This is a genomic window from Falsiroseomonas oryzae, from assembly GCF_027856955.1.
Lineage (GTDB): Bacteria > Pseudomonadota > Alphaproteobacteria > Acetobacterales > Acetobacteraceae > Falsiroseomonas > Falsiroseomonas oryzae.
In genome coordinates this window covers 1-1,191 of sequence record NZ_JAPSMD010000831.1, presented here as the reverse complement: position 1 = coordinate 1,191, position 1,191 = coordinate 1, and the positions used below count along the sequence as shown (strand labels likewise).

Here is a 1,191-nt window from a genome sequence, read left to right as displayed (position 1 = left end):
TGCCGGCGGAGCGCGACCTGGGCCCCTGGCTGCTGGCGGTCGCGACGCTGCTGCTGGTGGCGGACCTGATCGCCTCCATGCTGCTGCGCGGCGTGGTCGGGCGGCCTTCGGCGGTTCTGGCGCGGGCGCTGCCGCTCGTCCTGCTGCTCGCCGCGCCCGCGGCGGCGCAGCCCGAGGGCAACGCGGCGCTGGCCACGCGGCTGGCCTATGTCGTCACCGGGAATGCGGAGGTGGACGAGATCTCGCGCGCCGGCCTCGTCGGCCTGTCGGACTTCGTGAACCGCCGTACCGCGGCGGCGCTGGCCGATCCGCATGGCGTCACGCCCGGACGCGACGACCTCAGCTTCTTCCCGCTGCTCTACTGGCCCGTGCTGGGCGACGCGCCGCAGCCCGATGCGCAGATGGTCGCGGCGCTGAACACCTTCATGCGGCAGGGCGGCATCATACTGTTCGACACGCGCGACGAGGGCTCGGGCGAGGGCTTCTCGCCCGGCGCGAGGCAGGCGCTGCGGCGGGTCACGCGCGACCTCTCGGTGCCGCCGCTCTCGCCGGTGCCGGAGGACCACGTGCTGAAGCGCGCCTTCTACCTGCTGCAGGACCTGCCCGGCCGCTTCGTCGGCGGCAATGTCTGGGTGGCGCGGGAGCAGGACCGCGCGAATGACAGCGTGAGCCCGGTGATCATCGGCGGGCACGACTGGGCGGCCGCCTGGGCGATCGATGCGCGCGGCAACAACCCCTATGCGGTGGTGCCCGGCGGCGCGCGGCAGCGCACCCTCGCCTACCGCTTCGGCGTCAACCTCGTGATGTACGCGCTGACCGGCAACTACAAGGGCGACCAGGTCCACGTGCCCGCCATCCTGGAAAGGCTGGGGAATTGAGGACGCACTCCCGCGAACGGAGAGCGGGCGGCCCGCGCAGCGGGCCGAGGCCGCGAATGCGGCCCGCGCACATCCTGTCGGCGGCCCTCGGCGCAACTGTGGCCTGCGCGAAGCCAAGCGCGCGGAGCGCGCGCCCGGCGTCTGAGGGCACACACACATGAACCACGTCCTCGCCGGCATCGACTTCGCGCCCGTCATCCCGTCCTGGCTGCTTGCCGCGCTCGCGCTCCTCGCGCTGGCCGCACTGGCGCCGGCGCTGCTGCGCATCGCCACCGGCGGCGACGGCAGGCGGCGCCTGGCGCCCGCGCGCGGC

Annotated in this window: 1 protein-coding gene; it reads left to right on the top strand. The window is 74.3% G+C overall.

The window, feature by feature from the left end; translation table 11 throughout:
- Nucleotides 1-878: DUF4159 domain-containing protein (locus OZN99_RS32055; RefSeq protein ID WP_270939231.1), on the top strand; the 878-nt coding region annotated here is incomplete at its 5' end.
- Nucleotides 879-1,191: the final 313 nt, after the last annotated feature.